This is a genomic window from Gimesia chilikensis (assembly GCF_008329715.1).
GTDB classification, from domain to species: domain Bacteria; phylum Planctomycetota; class Planctomycetia; order Planctomycetales; family Planctomycetaceae; genus Gimesia; species Gimesia chilikensis.
Genome location: NZ_VTSR01000001.1, coordinates 597,793 through 618,704 on the forward strand (window position 1 = coordinate 597,793; position 20,912 = coordinate 618,704).

A 20,912-nucleotide genomic window follows, 5' to 3' on the forward strand; every position below is an offset into this window, starting at 1 on the left:
GAGTCACGAATTAGAAAAACACGAGCTCACAACACAAAATAGGAAGCAGGCACTAGTCCCCTACGATGTGCGCTTAGTAAGCAAGTGAGCCCGTGTCTTTCGTGATTAGTTCATTTTGTTTTCACAAAAATGAATAACACCCTCTACTGTCATATAGGAATGTAACCGGACAATCTTCCGGAAAATGATCAGAAAATTGGAAGGTTTTTCTGAAATAAGCAGAAAACTGTTCTTACGAACCCTATGAGTTTATTTGAACACAAACTGCTTCTATCTGTCAATAACGAATCAAATACCCTCTAAGATCAATAAATTTCCCAACGTAAATACAATAATATAAACACTTTTCTCAACTCCGGTTATTGTGCCTGAATTTATAGATACCGACTCTCGCCTGGGTTGCGAATCTCGAATGCGATCGGATTTGTCATTCACGCACGACCAAAATATACATATAACCATGTATATTTTAATTTACACTTTCCAACATTGAATTCTTTGAAAGTGAATTACGTACCAGCTTTTTATTTGACAATATATTGTTAACAATTTACAAAATACAACCTGTAATGCGGTGCATTTTAGATGCAGATCACTGCCAACAAGCTCTGCTCTCAAGAGTCATAGCACGGACCAGAACCTCTGTTTCGGTTAACAGGTATAATATATGAATGATTTACAGTTAGTCAGAGGTCTCGGCGAGCAGATCGTTGAGCGACTCAGAGAAGACATCTTTGCTGGTAGAATCGCGGAGGGGGAACGACTGCGGGAAACCGAACTCGCCAGACGGTTTTCAGTCAGTCGCGGTCCGATTCGTGAAGCCATTCAACAGTTAACCTGGGAAGGTGTTCTGGAAACGGACCGCAACAGGGGAGCGATGGTGGCAACGTCTGCCCCTGATGAAATTACCGAACTCATTATTCCACTCCGCTGTACGATCGAAAAATATGCCGTCCGACTGTTCTTTGATCAGCTCACAGCGGAAGATTTTCAGGTCTGGGAAAACATCCTGCTGAAGATGAAGCAGGCATGCGAAGCCCGTGATTTCGCCCTGATTTCAGAGCATGACATCGCCTTTCACCGCTCCCTGGTAACACGCTCACAGTCCCCAGACCTGTTGGCAATCTGGTCTGCCATCGTTTCACGCGTCAGACGACATTTTCGTGAAGCACATTTGAACTACAAGAATCCATTACAGATTTACGAGGAGCATCTGCCGATCATCGAAGCGTTCAAAAACCAGAGCCTGACTGAGGCGCTGCAAATCATCGAAAATCATATTGAGTAGATCAAATGAATTACATGATGAAACAATCTCCCAAATTGCCGCACTTCATATTGTTGCTCTGCCTGACTCTGCTCAGTGTCTTTGCGAACGAAAGTCGTGCAGAACCGGAAAAACCGCAACAGGTGGAGCGGGTACGTTTTTTTGAAGAACACGTGCGGCCCCTGCTCCTCAAACATTGCCTCGATTGCCACGGCCCCAAAAAACAGTTTGCAGAACTCCGCCTCGATTCGCTTGAGCATCTGCTCAAAGGAGGGGAAAGTGGTCCGGCAATCGTCGTAAATCAACCTGATGACAGTCTGCTGATTTCCGCCGTCAAACGGGAATCACTGGAGATGCCCCCCGATCAAACACTCTCTCCTGATGAAATCAAAGTTCTCACAACCTGGATTGAACAGGGAGCAGTCTGGCCTGATTCCGCCAGGTTGGCCGACACGAAATCAGTCGATTTCTCCCGGCACTGGTCCTTTCAACCCATTCAGAACCCGCCAAGACCTGCCGTCAAGAATACCAGGTGGCCTCAGAACGATATCGATTATTTCATCCTTGCCCGGCTCGAAGCTGAAGAGCTCTCCCCCTCCCCCCCAGCCGCTCCCGCTACTCTCCTCAGACGCATGCACTGGGACCTGACTGGTCTGCTCCCCACTTACAGTGATATCGAAACCTTTACCAATTCCTTCAGCCCCGCAGTATCTCAGGCCACAGTAGACAAATTACTGCACTCTCCCCATTACGGCGAACGCTGGGGCAGGCACTGGCTCGACCTCGCCCGTTATGCAGACACCAAAGGTTACGTCTTTTTTGAAAAGCCCACCTTTCACAATGCATTCACCTACCGTGACTATGTCATCGAGAGCTTCAACCAGGATAAGCCGTTCAACCAGTTTGTTCTCGAACAACTGGCGGCAGACTATCTGACTGATGAACTGCCCCACAAGACATTAGCGGCCCTCGGTTTCATCACCGTCGGTCCCCGCTTCAAAAATGATACTCACGATATAATTTCAGACCGCATCGACGTCGTCACCCGCGGATTTCTCGGGCTGACCGTCGGCTGTGCCCGCTGTCACGATCATAAATATGATCCGATCAGCATCGAAGACTATTACTCGCTCTATGGCGTCTTTCGGAATTCGCTACAGCCCATTGATCTCCCCTTCCGCGATCAGGATTCTCTCTCTCCTCAACTGGCCGAACAGGCGCAGAAGATTCAGCAGACAGCTCAGGAACTGAATCAGCTCTATCAGCAGAAACATCAGAAAGTTCTCAAGGACACACATCAGCGACTTGCCGAATATCTGACCGTGGCCCAGTCCCAGAGAAACGGTCCGGACACCGTCAAATTTGATGTGATCGTCGACGGCGATGACCTCAATCCCGAAGTCCTGCTGCTCTGGCAGGAATTCCTGGACCTTTCCGAGAAAAATGAGGATCCCGTATTCTCGCTCTGGCACAAACTCGCAAAACTTCCTTCCACTGACTTTCAGCCTCAAGCCCTCAAGTTGCTGCAGCACTCAGTCCAGAATCAGAAAACCAGTCCAACGGAACGCCTGATCGCAAACCATTTGCTGAATCAGCATCCGCAGACATTCGACGATGTTATTCGCGGCTATGCAGGGCTGTTCAATCAGATTGATCAGGCATGGGATGAGAGAATTGTGACGGCTGCCAGACCAGGGCAACAGAAAACCTCCCAGCCATTTCCTGCAACTAAAACAGACGTTTTGAATGCCTTTTACAGCCCGCACTCCCCGCTGGTCATGCCCCTGCACGGCTACACGGTGCTGCGACTCTTCCCGGATCGAAAACAACAGCAGAAAGTCAAAGAACTGAACGACGCCCTCGATCAGGCCCGCGCAGCAGCCCCCGCAGAACTCGCTCAGATGCTGGCACTCCAGGATGCGAAACAGATCATCGAACCCCGCGTCTTCAAACGCGGCAACCCCGGCATGCCGGCCCAGGCAATCCCCCGCCGTTATCTGCACTTTTTTGATCAGGTCTCAGCAGAGCCGTTTACCCAAGGCAGCGGGAGACTCGAACTGGCACAGGCCATCATTTCGCCTGAGAATCCACTGACTGCCCGCGTGATCGTCAATCGTGTCTGGCAGCATCATTTCGGCCAGGGGCTCGTCTCCACCCCCAGTGATTTCGGTATTCAGGGCGCTAAACCCAGCCACCCCAAACTGCTCGATCACCTGGCCCGCTGGTTCATGCAGCACGACTGGTCCATCAAACAACTTCACCGCTATATCATGTCCTCTGCTACGTATCAGCAGCAGAGCCGCTCCAACGTTGCCGGCGAGAAACGAGATCCCGCCAACAAACTTCTCTGGCGCATGAATCGCAGACGGCAGGATTTCGAAACGATGCGTGATACCCTGCTGCAGGTCAGCCACCAGCTCAATCTGACTGTGGGAGGCAAATCCGTCCGAGGCATCGCAGCCACTGCCAACAAACGCAGAACCTTATACACGTTTATTGATCGTCAGAACGTTCCCGGGCTGCTGCGTACCTTTGACTTCCCTTCGCCGGATGTCAGCAGCGGTGCGAGGAATTCCACCTCGGTCCCCGGACAATCCCTGTTCCTCATGAACCATCCCCTCGTATTGAATGCCGCCCGCATTCTGGGAGAACAGGCACACAAGTCACCAGATCCTCAGGCGGGCATCCGGCAGCTGTTTCAGTCAATCCTGCAACGTGAGCCGTCTACCGATGAATTACAGGCGATGCAGCAATTCCTGGATTCAGACCAAGTCGAATCTCCGCCGGCACCAGTAATCGCAGAATGGGAATACGGCTACGGAGCCTACGACGAAAAAACACAGACCCTGTCCAAATTCAAACCACTTCCCTTTTGGAACGGAAAACAGTATCAGGGCGGAAACAAGCTCCCTGATCCCAAAATCGGCTGGGTCTTCCTCGACAACACCGGAGGCCATCCCGGGAATGACATGCAGCATGTCGCCGTCATCCGCTGGCGGGCCCCCGAGACGATGACTGTCTCCCTGCACGGCAAACTGTCCCATGAACTCCCCCAGGGAAATGGAGTCCGGGGCCGCGTGCTCATCGCGGGTAAGAAAGTCCTCGGTCCCTGGACACTCCACCAGAAATCAGTCGACACCAACCTTGAGAAGATCCAGCTCAAACAAGGTCAGACTATCGATTTCGTGGTCGACATCGCCGGACAGCTCGGCTTCGACTCCTTTGTCTGGTCTCCCGAAATTAAAACACAATCACTGGCGCTCACGGCCACCTCCGGTGAAAAACCAGAGCAGACGTCAGCACGCCAATGGAACTACTCCCGGGATTTCAGAAAACCGGAACCGGTCCGGATTACCCCCTGGCAAAGCCTGGCACAGATTCTTCTGTTATCTAATGAATTCCAGTTTATCGATTAAAGCGGCACGATCATGCACCAGTTCAGCCACAACCCGTTTCTGACACGACGCGAAATGCTGACCCGCTCCGGCATGGGGATGGGCATGCTCGCCCTCGCTGGTCTGACCTCACAGGAAAACCTGCAGGCAGCAAAACAGACCGCCTCCGTCACGCGTCATCATCCCGCCCGGGCCAAGCAGGTCGTGCATCTGTTTATGAACGGCGGCCCCTCACACGTCGATACCTTCGATCCTAAGCCACTCCTGAAGAAATTTCACGGCAAACCACTGCCCAACCCCAATCTACCCACGGAACGCAAAACCGCCGGCGCACTGGGTTCTCCCTTCCAGTTTCATAAATTTGGTGAATCCGGCATCGAAGTCAGTGAACTGTTCCAGAAAACAGCCGCCCATATCGACGACATGTGCGTCATCCGTTCCATGCACTCTGATATTCCCAATCATGAGCCTTCACTGTTACTCATGAACTGTGGCGATAACGCCCTGCCCCGCCCCAGTTTTGGCTCCTGGGTGAATTATGGTCTGGGAACACTCAATGAAAACCTGCCCGGCTTCGTCGTGCTTTGCCCCAACGGCTTTCCTGTCGTCGGTCCAAAAAACTGGCGATCCGCTTTTCTGCCCGGCTCATTTCAGGGAACTCACCTGGACACCAAAGAGACCGACGTAACCCGCCTGATTGAAAACATCAACAACCCACAGACACCGGAACGCCAGCGACGTCAGCTCAATCTGCTACAGCAGTTCAACCAGCGGCACCTCGCAGAGCGCGGACACGATCCCCTGCTCGAAGCCCGCATCCAATCCTTCGAACTGGCTTATCGCATGCAGTTCGCTGCTTCCGATGTGCTTGACCTCTCCAAAGAACCGAAGCACATTCACGAAATGTACGGCGACGGTCTCCAGGGCCGCCAGTTACTGATGACACGCCGCCTGCTCGAACAGGGAGTCCGTTTCATCCAGGTCTGGCACAGTGGCGGACAGGAATGGGATCATCACAGTGGAATTGAAAAGAATCTGAAACGCCTCTGCGGGCAGTGGGACCAGCCCATCGCCGCATTCCTGCAGGATCTCAAGCAGCGGGGCATGCTCGATTCCACACTCGTGCTCTGGGGAGGCGAATTCGGCCGTACCCCGGTCGCGGAGCTCCCCGCGATGAATGGACGCGATCACAATCATTACGGTTTCAGCATGTGGATGGCCGGCGGTGGCGTCCGAGGAGGACACGTACATGGCGCTACCGATGAAACCGGCTTCGCGGCTGCAGAAAACAAAGTTCACGTGCACGACCTGCACGCCACCATGCTGCATTTGCTTGGTATCGATCACGAACGGCTCACCTACCGTTACGCAGGTCGCGACTTTCGTCTGACCGATGTTCACGGACGCGTCGTCAAAGAAATTATCTCATAACACAATCATCCATTTAGAGAATCATTCTCCTTTCAGTTAAGGCATCTCATCTCCATGAAAATTGAACAAATCGTCTGCCAGATCCTCCGCTCAGGTTCCGTCACCAACAAAACAGCCAGTTGTCAGGATTCGGTTCTGGTCCGCATCAAAACCGACAACGGCCTGGAAGGGATCGGCGAAGCAGACTCCTCCCCCGAAGTGGTCAAAGCCATCATCGACGCCCCTTACAGCCACAACGTGGCCTGCGGATTAAGAGAGCTCCTGATCGGCGAAAACCCGCTGGAAACAGAGCGCCTCTGGCAGAAAATGTATCGCCATACCATGTACTTCGGCCGCACCGGCGTCACCATCACCGCGATGGCCGCGATTGACATGGCCCTCTGGGACCTCAAAGGTAAACACTTCGGTGAACCGATCCATCGCCTGCTCGGCGGCGCCCATCACAGTGAATTCCGCGCCTACGCTTCAATCCTGTTCGGCAAAGATGGCCAGGAAACCTGCGACATCGCCCAGCGTTGGATCGAAAACGGGTATACCGCAGTCAAGTTCGGCTGGGAACCGATGGGAGAGTCGGAAGCACTCGACATCGAACTGGTGGCGGGAGCCCGCGAAGGTATGGGAGACGGCACGCTGCTCATCGACGCCGGCTGTGTCTGGGATGCCAGAACCGCACTGCAACGGGCCAACGCCTTCGCCGATTACAATATCGGCTGGCTTGAAGAACCGCTCTTCCCTCACGATGTCGCCGGGTATGCCTGGCTCAAAGATCGCTCCCCCGTCCCCATCGCTGCCGGCGAAGAAGAATGCGGACGCGAATCCTTCGGCCCCTACATTGAACAGCGGGCCCTCGATGTCTACCAGATCGACCTCGCTCGCAACGGCTTCACCGAGGCCTCCTATCTGAAACAGCGGATTTCCGACATTGGTGCCCGTCCCTGCAATCACTGTTACACCAGCCCCATCACTGTCGCTGCCTCGCTGCACTGGCTGGCCACCTGCAAAGATGCCTTCATCTTTGAAGACTGCGTCGAAGACGAACCGATCCGCAACGAACTGACCTACGAAAAAGTCCAGGCCGAAAACGGCATCATTCAGGTTCCCGATCAACCGGGGCTTGGCGTCACGCTCAATGAAGAATTCGTTGCCGCTCATATTGTTTCAGAATCGAAATAGTGTCCCCCCTCACACTTCCCCAGACCAGACTGAGACCACAACATGACACAAACCCCCATTCGTACGAAGATCGACTTTGAACAGCCCGGTACTCAATGGAGTACGCTCAATATTCCCTTCTCTTACAACTTGAGCGGCTGGTCGCAACTGCAGATTCCCATCGCCACCATGGCCAACGGCGAAGGCCCCACCGTGCTCCTCATGGCCGGTAATCATGGAGACGAATATCCCGGCCCCATCGCCATTATGAAACTGATGAAAACTCTGCAGCTGGAGCAGATTTCCGGCCGCATCATCTTCATCCCTGCAATCAACATCCCCGCCGCCAAAGCAGCCACGCGACTCTCCCCTCTGGATGGCAAAAACCTCAACCGCTGTTTTCCCGGAAACGCGGAAGGCACTGTCACCGAAATCATGGCTCACTATCTCACCACGGAAATCTTTCCGCGGGTTGATGTCGTCATCGACCTGCACACCGGCGGACGCGGCGTTTATTTTTATCCCTGTGCCCACCTGCACCTGGTCGATGATCTCGAACAGCGCCGCCGCATGGCTCAGGCGACACTCGCTTACAACACCGATTTCGCATTCCTCTACGCCGACATCGCCGGCAAAGGGCTCCTGCCCGTCGAAGCCGAAAACATGGGAAAAACTGTCGTCACCACTGAAATGGGCGGCGGCGAAGTGACTCCGGCCAGCGTGCACCGCACGACTCAGTCCGGCTTGCATAACGTCCTCATCCACCTCAAGGTCCTGCAGGGAGAGGAACAGAGCCGCGCCGACCTCGGCCTGGATCCCACCCGCTGGATTCAGGCACTCGACGCCGACGACTATATGTTCGCCCCTGAGTCCGGTCTGTTTGAAAGTTTCGTCGATGTCGGAGCTGACGTCTCCGCAGGACAGCCCCTGGGAGGACTCTACTTCCTCGAACGTCCAGACCGCGAACCGACAATCATCGAAGCCCCCTCGGATGGCATCGCGATCGCCCACCGCGGCCCGACCCTCACCAGCCAGGGAGACATCCTCTTCTGTCTGGCCCATGATGTCGATCCTGCCGTCCTGAAAACGTTCGAATAACCTCCTGTTTCTCCACCACCGGGAAGACATGCATGACGGGACTGGACTGGTTCATTGTCTTTTTACTGAATGGCGCGGTGATCGCCTTTGGCTTTTACCTCGCCCGCAGTACGAAATCCAGCAGCGACTGGTTTCTCGGCGGACGCTCGCTCCCCTGGTGGGGGCTGGGGCTCTCGATCTTTGCCACCAGTGTCGACAATGCCGACGCTGTCTCCCTCACCGGTTACGCCTACAACCATGGCATGCACATCATCACCGCTTTCACCCTCGCCAGTGTCTGCGGTGCGGTCCTGGCCTCGTTCGTCGTGGTCCCGGTCCTCTATCGTGGTGGCTTCTACACCAACGCCGAATACCTGGAAACCCGCTTCGGAAAATCCATCCGCGTCTTCAGCGCCCTGATTCAGATCCAGTACCGCACCAGTATGCTCGGCCTGATGATCTGGTCTATTTATCTCATGCTGCAGGGACTCCTTGATTTCACTCCCACACAATGCTGGACGCTCATCGCCCTGCTGGTCATCTTCACCGCCGCCTATACCACCTGGGGCGGACTCACCTCCGTCGTCTGGACCGACGCCCTGCAGAGCCTGATCATGATGGCCGGCGGCATCACCATTTTCTACGCCGTCTGGTCCGCCACCGGAGGCTGGTCGACAATAGTCGATAACCTCTCGCAGTCCACCGACGCCAACGGACAACCGCTAATCAACTGGCTGCACATCGGTCAGTTCCAGGATGCCAAATCCACCTCTCCCTATCTGATCGTCATGGGCTGGACCATCATCGGCATGGGTTACTACACCGTCAATCACACGCAGACCATGCGGCTCATGGGAGCCCGCTCACTCTGGGACATGAAAATGGCGGCCCTCTTCGGCTGCCTGTTGATCATGCCCATCATGATCGGCACTACCCTGATGGGTGTCATGGGCCGCGTCCTCGTTCCCGAATTCACAACTCACTCCGGAGCCGACCAGTTATTACCGCATTTCGCTAATCAGTATCTCGCTCCCGGCTTCAAAGGTCTCGTTGTCGCCGGCATTCTCTCCGCCGCCATCAGTACTTTTGATTCCATTGGCTCCGCCCTTTCGGCCCTGTTCACCCGCGACATATACGCCCGCTGGATCAAAACCGACGCCACGGAAGCGCATTACCTGAAAGCCACCCGCTGGGCGACCATTGGCATTCTGCTGATGGGCTTCCTCTACATCCCTTTCATCGCCCGTTATGACAACATGATTCAGGCCTTCCGCACATTGATTCCTGTTTTTGTGACGCCATTATTCACCGTTTATATTGTAGGCGTTCTGACTCGCGTCCCGCGCCAGAGTGGCCTGGTAGGCCTCTGTGCCGGATCCCTGTTCGGCCTGCTCGGCTTCATCGACCGCGTGCTGGTCGACGAACCCCTGTTCAGCCCCTGGCTGACGGAAGTCTGGTACGCGTTCCCCTGCTCGATGATCATCACCACTCTCGCCATGCTCGCGGCCACCCTCAAATGGGGCTGGCTCAATCCGGATCAGCAACTGGAATTACAAACCCCCGCCTCACCGGAAAAACATGACTGGCTCTCCGAAAGCCGCCAGGAACTGCTGGCCGTCAAAGAGTCACCCTTTTATAAGCCGGTTCCTCAATACCTCAACCCCAACTGGTACGCGATTCTATTAATCGCCTTCTCCTGCTGGATCATATTTGGACTCTTCTGGTAATCCGCCACTACAGGAAAATACTCGGGACTCCCCCATGCAACACTGCCTCAGACTATCGTGGATCCCCCTGCTGATCGCCTTGCTCGTCAACCCCGGCCATGCCGCTGAACCGTCCCCGCAGAAACCAGTGCCCCTCGACATTGAATTCACCGCCCGTTGTGACCAGACAACACAGCGTTATGTCCTGCTGCTCCCGGAACAGTTCTCAACTGAAAAGCCCCACTCGCTGCTCATCGCCCTGCACGGACACGGTTCCGACCGCTGGCAGTTCGTCAAAGATCCCCGGGGCGAATGCCGGGCGGCTCGCGACATCGCCCGCAAGTATAATCTGATCTACGTCTCCCCCGATTACCGGGCCCGCACCTCCTGGATGGGCCCTCAGGCAGAAGCCGACCTGCAACAGATCATTGAGGAACTGAAGTCAAAGTATCAAATCGACCAGGTCTTCCTCTGTGGCGGTTCGATGGGAGGCTCGTCCAGCCTGACCTTCGCTGCCCTGCATCCGGAACTCATCGACGGAGTCGCCGCCATGAACCCCACCGCCAACCATCTGAAGTACAACAATTTTCAAACCGCTATCCAGGCCTCCTTCGGGGGCACCAAACAGCAGATCCCGGAAGAATTTAAAAAACGGAGCGCCGAATACTGGCCCGAAAAACTGACGATGCCCCTCAGCATCTCGGTCGGCGGAAAAGACACCAGCGTCCCTCCGGACAGTGCCCGCCGACTGATCAATATCTTGAAACAACTCAACCGAGAAGTCCTGCTGATCGACCGTCCGCACGAAGGCCACAAGACCAGCTATGATGACAGCCGCGCAATTCTGGAATTCATCATCCAACGGGCGAATAGCAAGAAAGAAAAACCGGAGCAGTAATCTCCGGTCACTGACCAATCTGCGTTTCGCTGCGCAACATGTTGCCGCGGTTCAACAACTCTTCGGTCGGCACCACCACTTTGGGCTGCAACTGATAAGTGAACTCATGCCGGTTTGTGACTTCAAAGGGCAGCAGGTTATCTGTCACCGCGTCCAGTGGCATCCACTGATACCAGGGCGTCCGCACCTTCTGCATCACCGACTGCGTTTCATATCCATCTTTAGTCAGTGTGATCTCGCGAGTCCCGTAATAGGTAAAATCCATCGAGACCGGCGTATAACCGATTTCTTCCCCGTCCACTTTGACCAGCGCCCCGGACGGAACCGAGCGAATTGTCATCCGCCGATGCACGCACCCGGTCTGCACCGCTGCCAGCAGCAGTAACAGCGCAAACAGCGATCCACGCTTCACATCAACCGATGCGAATCTAAATCGCGGCACAGCGGCTCTTGCAGGGAGTGTATTGACAGGGTCGGACATGGACCTTGAGACGAAACTTTCGACAGGACAACATTTGTAGACAGATTCAGGGTAGAATCCTGAATGAAGAGCGGGATTCTACTTTTCTTCCCCAATCCTGCCAAGACAAATTTCAACAGTTCCTGACAAATGAATTCTCCGTAAAGCATTATTTGAAAGACACTTACAGAAACACTGTTTCGAAAGCAAAATAATCGAAATCCGCGAACCTTGCCCCTCGACTCTGTTTCTAAACAGTCAGCAGGCCCGTTGAATCGCACTTTTAGCGAATATCGGCAATTTTTTTTGAGACAAAGCCGGGGAAGTGCCCCGGTTATCTTGAATTTCTCACGCGGTCGTGCGATAAAGTGCTCATCACTATTAAGTTATCGATTGTCTAGCCTCATGCCGACCGTCGAAAACCACATCGGGACGTAGCGCAGCCTGGTAGCGCGCTACACTGGGGGTGTAGAGGTCGCAGGTTCAAATCCTGTCGTCCCGACTTCTCATTACAAATTGTGAGACACACAACAGCCGGCTGCGGTCAATTCCGCCCGGCTGTTGTTCTTTATAGGCAGGCGCACCACCGCGTCAACAAAAACGACGCCCTACCTCAGTCGGCCTGCTGTGCTTTCAACCACTGCACACTCAGATCAGGAAAGTCCGTGCAGACATCGTCCACGTCGGCCTGGTTGAATAACGCCTCATGCAGCGCCGCCACCGAAGGACAGTTCTTCGGCAGATCATCGCTTCTGACAACCCCCGTAACCACACGCAGCCCCGCAGCGTGAGCTGCCTTCGTGAAATCGCTACACTCTGGTCGTCCGCTCTTGTCCCAGGTCACCACCCTTGGCAGATTCGGAAAAACGCCATCTACAGTTTCAGACAATTGTTTGAGGCCTGCAGCCGTGGCCAGTTCATCGTAATCAGAACCATCCGGCCCGGGCTTGCCACCAGAATAGATCATCATCAGGTGTCCCTTCCAGCCGAACTCCTTACGAAACCGTTTCAGGGTCTCCAGCTCAAAACACTGAACCCAGCAGGCAGATTTTTCATTCGTCCCATAGCCGTAGCGGGTCAGTACATCAAACACCGCTTTCGCGATATCACGCCCCTCTTGCTGATGAAAGCGCGGCTTCTTGACTTCGGTAAACAGCCCCACATTCCGGCCCGTGCTCAAATTCAATCCCTGGATGAAACGAATCTCTTCCTCCAGCGTATGCAGTTGATAAGTATATCCGTCCAACGGAAACCGCTCTGCATAGACAGGTTTTCCGGTCTTGCGATTGAAACGCTGCGTGGCCTTAAGCTGCTTAATTTCCTCCAGCGTGAAATCGATGGCATAGTACCGACCGTCTTCACGCTTCCGATCCGGAAACCGCTCGGCCACATCCGTAATCCCATCCAGATGAGTATCGTGCAAAACCAGCGGCACATTATCCTTCGTGAGCACAACATCCTGCTCCAGGAAATCCGCTCCCTGGGCATAAGCCATCGCTTTCGCAGGCAGACTGTGCTCCGGTAGATAACCACTCGCACCGCGGTGGGCAAACACATAATGTTCATCGGCCCACAGCGAACCGGGAATCAATAACAGAGCAAGACAGAAACAGACAGCTTTCATGGAAACAGACCTGTAAAGAGAACTTCGTTGAAACAGCAATCGCAGGCATCCGACCACACCTGCCGCGCGATCGTAACAGCGACGAATCAGCCAATCAAGCTGCTGTATCTTCTTCTCTCGAACAGCTCCAATCTTCATCATCCCCTCACAGAATCCTCACCAAACGCACATCTTATTTCTGACAGACCATCTCAGCCCATTCGATTCGCGTGTACTTTGAGAGCTCTCATCTGCCACCATTGTCTGAACAGACTGAACTTGATCCGCACTTTCCAAATCGTATTGTTGTGTAATTGTGCTTCGCGCGCGAGGCGGATGATGCGTGCACCGAAACACCGCGCTCAAGTCACTCAGCTTCACCTGAATCGCCGTCGATTTTTCCAGTTGTTCAGCGGAACATTCTGAACCGATTCGTTTTATCTCGTACATTTTCAAATCATTTCGGAGCATATTCAGAGCACATTCAAACAAACTCGCAGGAACCTCAGAGGCATTCACAGAAAACACAAAGCAAAATCCCACTTGACCTCCCCGCGCCCTTACTCATAATCAAAACCATCCTGGTACTACCCACACAGAATCAACATCAATCGACAAACCAGCAGAAATTTTCGTGTCTTTCGTGCTGTTCGTGGTAGTAAACTGCGCAGCACGCAAATTTGTTGCACTGCGATAGAAATCGTACACATCGGCCCCAACCGGTACAGATCACTTTCATGTTTACCCACAGGATTACTCAACCACTTGATCAGACAATACAAACACAGCACTTTACATGCTTTTCGTTTCATTCGTGGTTTAAAATTCTCCTCCCTGGTTTGTCAATCACTAACCAAAACAGGTAAGCTTTATCACAGAGCGCATGAATCAGCTCGCGATGTTTACCGCTCTCACTCACAACGCGCCTCCAAAACCAAACGAATTCAACTATCGAAAGTCAATACAATGCAGAAACGCACACTCGGCAGTAATCTTGAAGTCTCCGCCCTGGGACTGGGCTGTATGGGTCTCAGCTTCGGTTACGGTCCCGCCGTCGAAGACCAGGATGGCATCGACTTGCTGCGTGCCGCCGTCGATCAAGGCGTGACCTTCTTCGACACGGCCGAAGTCTACGGTGCCTTCACCAACGAGGAACTGCTCGGCAAGGCCCTCTCTCCAGTCCGCGAGCAGGTCGTCATCGCTACCAAGTTCGGCTTCGCCATCGACGATCAGGGAGTACAGACCGGCCTCGACAGCCGCCCCGCACACATTCGAGAGGTCGTCGAAGCCTCGCTCAAACGATTACAGACCGACTACATCGACCTGCTCTATCAGCACCGCGTCGATCCGGAAGTCCCCATCGAAGACGTCGCCGGCACCGTCAAGGAACTCATCGCAGAGGGTAAAGTCAAACATTTTGGCCTCTCAGAAGCAGGCGTTGATGTCATCCGTCGCGCCCACGCCGTCCAGCCGGTCGCCGCCCTGCAGAGCGAATACTCCCTCTGGTGGCGCGAACCCGAAGAAGCCATCCTCCCCACCCTGGAAGAGCTGGGCATCGGCTTCGTCCCCTTCAGCCCCCTGGGCAAAGGCTTCCTCACCGGCAAGATCGACGAATCGACCACCTTCGACAGTACTGACTTCCGCAACAAGGTCCCCCGCTTCGCTGAAGAGAACCGCAAAGCAAATATGGCGCTCGTCGACCTGTTGGGCCAGATCGCCCAGCGGAAACAGGCCACGCCGGCTCAAATTGCCCTGGCCTGGATCCTGGCCCAGAAACCGTGGATCGTCCCCATCCCGGGCACGACTAAATTGCACCGCCTTGAGGAGAACATCGCTGCTGCAGACATTGAACTTACAGCCGGCGATCTCACCGAAATCGACAGCGCCCTCGCTGAGATCGATGTCCTCGGCGAACGCTACCCCGAAGCTGCCATGAAAATGATCAATCGTTGAGGGACCAGACCATGCGGATAACCAGATCACTGCTGCTCATCCAGACCGTTGTCTGCCTCATTGGTCTGGATCTGCAGGCAGAACCTGCTCCCCCACTCCGCAAACCCGATCGGGTCGTCCCCCTCTGGCAGGGCGAACCGCCTCAGTTTCAATCAGGTGCCCCCGCCGAGATTTTCGATCCGCGAGGCAAATTCACCAATGTCACGCGTCCCGAAATCGCAGTCTTTTCGCCGGATCCTGACAGGAATACAGGGAAGGCCATCATCGTCTGTGCCGGCGGAGGCTACGGTTCACTGGACTGGAAAACGCACGTCATCTACGCGGCTGACGTCTTCAATCCGAAAGGCGTCACCATCATCGGTCTGAAATACCGGACCCGTCCCCCTTTCAAAGGGACGAACTCCGAAATCCAGGCTCTGACTCTGCTCGATGCGAAGCGGGCCGTGCGTCTGGTGCGGTACCGTGCCAAAGCATGGAACATCAACCCGCAGCAGATCGGCATCGCCGGTTATTCAGCGGGCGGTAACCTGGCGATGAATCTGGCAGCGAACTTCGATGCCGGCACTCCCGACGCCACCGATCCCATCGACCGCGAAAGCAGTCGCCCCGACTTCGCCATCGGCCTGGCCACCTGGCACTGGCGCCAGAAAATATCGCCCTTTCATTTTTCCAGGAATACGCCGCCGGTCTTCCTCGTCCATGCCACCAATGACGGCATCAAGGGAGGCGCCCCGATCGAACTGCCCCGTGAAATCGCAACCGACCTCCAGAAGTTAAACGTCCCCGTCAAACTGGCGGTCTTCGACGTCGGCGCTCACGGAGTAGGGAATCTGATCCCCCAGCGCGTCAAACACGGCTTCCCCCCCGCCAAATGGCCCGACCTCTTCCTCGACTGGTATCAGCAGATTTCCAGGCACTGATATTGTTATCAACGGCCCGCGCACGGTTCAGGGACTCGTGGCCCACCCCAAATACTGCTGGAGATCGGCCTGGGCTTTTCCCGACAGCTCATGATTGAGCTCACGATACACGGACTGTCTCTTTCTCAGCAGCCAGTCCTTCCAGGGCACATTGGGCTCGATTTCTTCGAGTGATTCCGCAATCTGTTTCGTCCCCATGATCTCAGCGACCAGGAACCGCACCAGTTTCCTTTTATCTTCGAGTCGATACATGGCAAATGGTTCGCTGATATTTTCAAAAATCGGTCCCGCCAGGCGATTGTCAGAGGTCGCGAGTGCCAGGGCGTGCCGCAGCAGAGAATCATAAATCCGCTCCAGTCCCCAAGGATTCGACTTCATTAACGTAAAAGCCTGCAGCAACGTGGTACTCCCCTCTGCTCGATCCCCCTGCTTTAAGAACGCGATGGCCTGGACAGCAGCCTGCTCTGCAGCATTGCCGGTTTTCAGCTTGTCTGACAGCTCTGCCGAAATCGGGACTCCCGCCTCAGCACAGGCATGGGCATAGACCACTCGCTCGACAGGACAGGTCTCGTCAACGCCCACCTCCCCGAACAACTCTGCTGCCTGCCTGTAATTCTGATCGAGGTAAGACTGGTAGGCCAAACCAATGCCCTGTTCGATTCGAGAGGCCTGGGCCAGTTCCGGCATGGCCCCTCCCAGGTGAAAGTGCATTGCCAGGCGACGTCTGGCGATCGTTTCAGGAGTGGCGGAGGATGCCTCCCGGGGACGCGTATCCCCTGATTGAACGGCCAGTTCCTGCAGACGTTGCGTAGAGAATCGCGACACGCGTCCTACGGAACTCGCGAACGCGTATTCGAGCAGGTTACGATCATCGGTATTGATCAGCGATGGGTTCTGATCCAGAAATAACTGGATCGTCTGATTGTCACAAACATAATGCGCCAGAATCCCCGACACATCCTCGGCCCGCCAGGCGAGCTTCAGCCCTTCCCTGATTACCGGGTTACTCAAACTCTGCTGGAGCGAGTCTGCATCATAAGCCAGCGGACGAGGCGCTGGACTGCAGACAAGAACCATATCTCGGGCGCGGGTTCTCCAGATCTCAACCGTCGGAAAGACGGAGCGCATCGTTTTGAGGACCGTCGCCACCGTCTGATCATCAACCTCGTATCCCTGCAGCCACTGCAGGAATAATCCCTCTTCCGCGAGCCTGTCAGCTGCCGAGGCATAAAATTCCCTGGTATAGAGATTGGCAATGCCTGCCCGATACGGATTCGAGGGTTCCGAAATGATAATGTCGTATTCTGCCGCAGAAGTCAGCAGGAATTCCCGCGCATCATTATGATAGATGTGCACATCCGGTTGGGACAGCACCCGACGATTCATCGATTCACAGCGCCGCGCCATGTCGAGCACACCGGGCTCCAGCTCCACAACATCAACCGGTCCGGAAATCGCATCAGCCAGCCAGCCCACGGTTTCGCCCGTACCGAGCCCGATCACCAGACCGGTTTTCAAGTCCGATTTTAAAACGGGTCCCAGCAGCCCCAGCCCCATCTGGGTACCGGCGTCCGTGTAAGCGTTTCCGTCACTCTTTCCATTAACGATAAAAGACAGACTGTCGGTCGCGGTGATCCCGATACTGGACTCCACCCCTTCGGTCTCCCATAACAGTTGCCTGCGTTTGGTGTTGATAAAATTCTGCTCGGCATTCCGGGTTCCGTCCTCCAGTTCAGCGCGTCCCGCTCCAATCCCGGAATGTCGCCAGGCAGCCGTCGGCCCCTGTTGCACTACTCCCAGGAGCGCCAGCAGAGCCAGGCCGGATGCCAGCGAGATCCCGAAGCGCGACACCTGCCACATCCGGGAGACACAGACGATGGTCAGGCCCAGTACAAGCAGCATCAGCACAGACAGACGCCACACACCGATGGCGTTCAATGCAGGCAGTAAAAAGAAGCCACCTGCGATGGCACCACATATCGCACCGCAGGTATTGGCCGCGAAGGTCCAGCCGACGTGCTTGCCCACATCCTGCTGTCCGCTCCCTGCCAGCGCGATCAGCACAGGAAACTGAAAACCAGAAACAAGCGCCACAGGCAGCACCACCAGGGAGCCGACCTCAAACCAGCTCCAGACCTGTTCTGCAAACGAAGAGAAGGCTGACTGTTGCTGCTGCAATACCCACATCGCAATCCGATCGCCCAACCAGAACGGAACCGCAATGCAGATCGCTTCCAGGGTGCAGGTCGTCACCAGGAGCTGATACGAGGGAGTGATCCAGCGACCAATCAGATGATACAGCAGCCCGCCGATGCCGATCCCCAGCAGCACAATACAGAGAATCAGCCCGAAGGTATAAGTCGTCCCCCCCAGCAAAGGCCCCAGCATGCGATACCAGACAATCTCCATCTGGAAAAATACAAACCCGACGACCGCGGCGGTGAAATACAATAGGACAGCATGGGGCCGGGGGCGTTGCACAGCAGCTTCAGACTCTGTCATGACCAGGGGAGAGACTGACTCATCCGCTGCCTGTTGTTGATTGCCTGCTACCAGCTGCCGGGAATACCAGAGGGAGATCGCCGCCAGCAGCAGATTGACCAGGCACGCCAACCAGAGCAAAACGCGATTGCCCAACAGTTCCAGGAGCATAAAATTGGCCAGTCCGGCACCAAGCACAGCCCCCAGAGTGTTGATCCCGTAAATGCACGCCAGGTTTCTGCGTTTGGCATCCAGTTGACTGGTCACGGCGCGGGCAGCAGCCGGCAGAGTCCCCCCCATGAAAATGGTCGGCAGGATCAGAATGGCCGTCGCCGCCAGCAGCCGGACAATCGTCGCCACCTCAACTCCCATCGTCGATTGTCCGCCAGCACGCACATAGGCATACCGGGTCAGGTCAATCAGAAAAGGACTGAGTGCCACGCTGACAGCGATCGCCAGTTCGAGCAGGGCATAGAAGCGAACCGGCCGAGTGAACTGGTCAGACCGTTTTCCCAACAGAGCGTTCCCCAGTCCCAGGCCTCCCATAAAAATAGCCAGCACAGCGGAAGAGGCTAACGTGGTCGCGCCGAAAATCAGACGCAACTCCCGGATCCAGATTACCTGATAGATCAACGCGCACGCGCCGGAAAAGAACAACAGGGTTGCCAGCTTTGATGTAGACGCAGACCGTTCTGATGGAGTGCCACTCACAGATTTTCTCGCGCGTTAATGAGTCCTGCTTTTGATATGCCCGGGCAGTCACTCTATCGCATCAATTATCAAAGATCCAGAGAGCAGTCACGTTCCCTTCACTGTATGTTTTTTCCCAAGAATCTCATAAATTCATCGTTCCATCACATATAATTTCAGTGAAATTCGAACCACTTTCGTTGTCAATCCAGCATCAACTGCAGATAAGTTACGTCCAGCCATTGGTCGAATTTATACCCCACTTCGCGGAACGTGCCGACTTCTTCAAAACCGAAGCTTTTATTCAGATGCAGGCTGATTTCATTCCCCTGTGACACGCCTGCGATCAACGTGTGAAAGTTCAGTCGCCGCGCTTCATCGATAATCGCCTGCTTCAACTGTCGCCCGATCCCTTTCCCGCGCTGCGTCCCCTTCACGTAGAATGAGGTTTCCGCGGTCCGCTCATAAGCCTTGCGGGTTCGCCAGCGGGACAGACAGGCCCAGCCCGCGATTTCTCCGTCGCACTCTGCCACCAGAATCGGAAAGCGTTCATCATGCGACTCAAACCAGGGCAACCGCTCCTCGCGTGTTTGCGGCTCCAGATCAAAGGTCGCCGTCGATGTCAGAATCGCTTCATTATAAATCTCGGTCATCGCCTCCAGATCCGCCAATTCCGCCCGCCGGATTTTCATCGCCCCTCTCCCTTTTGAAACTGTTGATCTGGAAAACATGCCGGGCTTCTACCTGCCGCTGCCTGCACGGAGAGCCCACTTGAATAAGACAGCCCAGGCGGGACTGCGGTTCGGGACTCAAGTCCCCTCAGGTCCCTGCAGACGGGACAGCGGGACTTTGAGAAAATGCACGCCGTCCCGGTTCATAAACACCGTTCCCACATGCCCGGCATCCAGCTGAATCGTCCGCGCAGAATAATAACGGGCCGTTACCGGCGTCTCCGGCAGCAGCACCACCGTCCGCTTCGCGTCCCACGTCTGCCCGTCATCCAGTGACAGGTTGTAACTCAGCCCCCGATTGTTGTGCCCCCGGCCCCAGGTCACCAGCACCCTCCCATCAGTCAGCACCGTCAGGTAACGTCCCTCCGCATTATCCCGCTGATCAGGAACCGCGGGGAAGCCATCAATCTGTTTCCACTGCTTTCCCTGACCAGCCGAACGCAACAGCACCGGTCCCATTGCCAGCAGACCGCCGTCCTTCAAGCGTACGATCTGCTGAAACTCATGCTGCTTGCCATCGGGACCTACCAGGGGAAACGCCGTAAGTCTGCCGGTCTCCGGATTAAAAACGCGCGGCACACCGGTCCGCAAAGGCAGTAACCACTGGCCTTCACTCCAGGGGAGCACATTATGTCGCACCGCCCCCAGATGCTTCCCCTCCACAGGGCCGATCAACCGCTGATCACTCCACGTCTTCCCTTGATCGGAACTGGTCACATACAGCAGGGCCCGCTCGTAATAACCATCGCGGGCTTTATCGTCTGCAATGTAATTCCAGGTCACCAGAATCCGGCCATCGGGCAGCGTGTCCGCCGTGCCAGGATAGACTTCGAACTTCTGCACCGCACGAATGACTTCGGGCCGTTTCGCAGACGCCGGAATCGGTTCCGGCTTCGACCACGTCGCGCCCTCATCCGTAGAACGCGAGCAAAGCAGTACATTCTCTCCCTTGAACACTACGATCAGCGTTCCATCATCGGCCTGGCAGATGGAAGGATGAATGTGCCCCTTGATGCGTTGTGCCAGAATCGAAACCGGCTGGTCCTCCGCCCGGACTCCCGGAGAACCAGAAGTCACCAACAGCAGTAGTAGCGCAGCACGCAGGAAAAAACGTTTCATTGCTCCAGCCTCGCCATTGAATGGAATTC

The 20,912-nt window shown here is 55.1% G+C and carries 14 protein-coding genes and 1 tRNA gene; 10 read left to right on the forward strand and 5 right to left on the reverse strand.

Features of this window, described 5'->3' with window-relative positions; all coding sequences use genetic code 11:
* The first annotated feature begins 667 nt into the window (after nucleotides 1-667).
* From FYZ48_RS02115 to FYZ48_RS02145, 7 genes are read left to right on the forward strand one after another with little or no spacing between them, the layout of a single operon-like run.
* The gene (locus tag FYZ48_RS02115; RefSeq protein ID WP_149337033.1) at nucleotides 668-1,288 is read left to right on the forward strand and encodes a GntR family transcriptional regulator; all 621 of its coding nucleotides are present in this window, start codon (nucleotides 668-670) and stop codon (nucleotides 1,286-1,288) included.
* Nucleotides 1,289-1,302: 14 nt separating this feature from the next.
* Nucleotides 1,303-4,683, forward strand: a complete 3,381-nt coding sequence (locus FYZ48_RS02120) for a PSD1 and planctomycete cytochrome C domain-containing protein (protein ID WP_187781835.1) — start codon at nucleotides 1,303-1,305, stop codon at nucleotides 4,681-4,683.
* A 12-nt stretch (nucleotides 4,684-4,695) separates the two neighbouring features.
* Nucleotides 4,696-6,093 (forward strand): DUF1501 domain-containing protein, encoded by a 1,398-nt coding sequence (locus FYZ48_RS02125; RefSeq protein ID WP_149337037.1) that lies wholly within the window; start codon nucleotides 4,696-4,698, stop codon nucleotides 6,091-6,093.
* Nucleotides 6,094-6,147: 54 nt separating this feature from the next.
* Entirely contained in the window at nucleotides 6,148-7,266 is a 1,119-nt protein-coding gene (locus tag FYZ48_RS02130; protein WP_145181443.1) for a mandelate racemase/muconate lactonizing enzyme family protein, read from the forward strand.
* A 42-nt stretch (nucleotides 7,267-7,308) separates the two neighbouring features.
* Nucleotides 7,309-8,343: a succinylglutamate desuccinylase/aspartoacylase family protein gene (locus FYZ48_RS02135; RefSeq protein ID WP_149337039.1), complete on the forward strand. Its 1,035-nt coding sequence runs from the start codon at nucleotides 7,309-7,311 to the stop codon at nucleotides 8,341-8,343.
* 32 nt (nucleotides 8,344-8,375) lie between these two features.
* Nucleotides 8,376-10,049 (forward strand): sodium:solute symporter family transporter, encoded by a 1,674-nt coding sequence (locus tag FYZ48_RS02140; protein ID WP_149337041.1) that lies wholly within the window; start codon nucleotides 8,376-8,378, stop codon nucleotides 10,047-10,049.
* A gap of 34 nt (nucleotides 10,050-10,083) precedes the next feature.
* Nucleotides 10,084-10,926, forward strand: a complete 843-nt coding sequence (locus FYZ48_RS02145; protein WP_149337043.1) for an alpha/beta fold hydrolase — start codon at nucleotides 10,084-10,086, stop codon at nucleotides 10,924-10,926.
* Between the two features lie 7 nt (nucleotides 10,927-10,933).
* Here FYZ48_RS02145 and FYZ48_RS02150 read toward each other — a convergent pair whose 3' ends face one another.
* On the reverse strand, nucleotides 10,934-11,368 hold the full coding sequence (locus FYZ48_RS02150; protein ID WP_232105033.1) for a PEGA domain-containing protein: 435 nt from the start codon (nucleotides 11,366-11,368) through the stop codon (nucleotides 10,934-10,936).
* A gap of 446 nt (nucleotides 11,369-11,814) precedes the next feature.
* Here FYZ48_RS02150 and FYZ48_RS02155 point away from each other — a divergent pair.
* Nucleotides 11,815-11,888 (forward strand) — tRNA-Pro (locus FYZ48_RS02155).
* A gap of 111 nt (nucleotides 11,889-11,999) precedes the next feature.
* Here the strand turns inward: FYZ48_RS02155 and glpQ are convergent.
* Entirely contained in the window at nucleotides 12,000-13,010 is a 1,011-nt protein-coding gene (glpQ, locus tag FYZ48_RS02160; protein WP_149337045.1) for a glycerophosphodiester phosphodiesterase, read from the reverse strand.
* A gap of 945 nt (nucleotides 13,011-13,955) precedes the next feature.
* Here glpQ and FYZ48_RS02165 point away from each other — a divergent pair.
* Both FYZ48_RS02165 and FYZ48_RS02170 read left to right on the forward strand, forming a co-directional pair.
* Complete coding sequence (locus tag FYZ48_RS02165; protein ID WP_149337047.1) at nucleotides 13,956-14,942, forward strand: aldo/keto reductase; 987 nt, start codon at nucleotides 13,956-13,958, stop codon at nucleotides 14,940-14,942.
* 11 nt (nucleotides 14,943-14,953) lie between these two features.
* The gene (locus FYZ48_RS02170) at nucleotides 14,954-15,862 is read left to right on the forward strand and encodes an alpha/beta hydrolase (protein WP_149337049.1); all 909 of its coding nucleotides are present in this window, start codon (nucleotides 14,954-14,956) and stop codon (nucleotides 15,860-15,862) included.
* 27 nt (nucleotides 15,863-15,889) lie between these two features.
* On the opposite strand, the gene FYZ48_RS02175 is transcribed toward FYZ48_RS02170, so the two are convergent.
* The 3 genes from FYZ48_RS02175 to FYZ48_RS02185 all read right to left on the reverse strand — a co-directional run bounded on the left by FYZ48_RS02175 (nucleotide 15,890) and on the right by FYZ48_RS02185 (nucleotide 20,883).
* Nucleotides 15,890-19,054: a fused MFS/spermidine synthase gene (locus tag FYZ48_RS02175; RefSeq protein WP_149337051.1), complete on the reverse strand. Its 3,165-nt coding sequence runs from the start codon at nucleotides 19,052-19,054 to the stop codon at nucleotides 15,890-15,892.
* Between the two features lie 182 nt (nucleotides 19,055-19,236).
* A complete protein-coding gene (locus FYZ48_RS02180; RefSeq protein WP_145037850.1) occupies nucleotides 19,237-19,725 on the reverse strand; it encodes a GNAT family N-acetyltransferase in 489 nt (162 codons plus the stop codon).
* 117 nt (nucleotides 19,726-19,842) lie between these two features.
* Nucleotides 19,843-20,883 (reverse strand): sialidase family protein, encoded by a 1,041-nt coding sequence (locus tag FYZ48_RS02185; protein WP_149337053.1) that lies wholly within the window; start codon nucleotides 20,881-20,883, stop codon nucleotides 19,843-19,845.
* Between the last annotated feature and the right edge of the window lie 29 nt (nucleotides 20,884-20,912).